Here is a 203-nt window from a genome sequence, read left to right as displayed (position 1 = left end):
TGCCAGATTCTGTTGTTGTTTGACCCGTATATTGCCATTTGTCTCCGATAATACTTGGTGGTTGATGCGTGCCTTCTTCTGTCTCTTGAACTTCGTTGCCTTCACTATCCACATAACGTGTTACTTCTAACGCGACTGGCGTCTCTTGTGGTGCCTCGTTTGGTATTTCCGATTGTATACGTTCATACACATGCGTCGTAATG

The 203-nt window shown here is 44.8% G+C and carries 1 protein-coding gene; it reads right to left on the bottom strand.

Annotated elements, in window-relative coordinates:
* Positions 1–203, bottom strand: a 203-nt coding sequence (locus tag CD041_RS00560) for a hypothetical protein (protein WP_142380820.1), incomplete at both ends; no start/stop codon positions are given.

It is taken from the genome of Staphylococcus lugdunensis, from assembly GCF_002901705.1.
GTDB lineage: Bacteria > Bacillota > Bacilli > Staphylococcales > Staphylococcaceae > Staphylococcus > Staphylococcus lugdunensis.
Note: the sequence above shows the minus strand (reverse complement) of the source record. Positions and strands in the feature narration are given on the sequence as shown.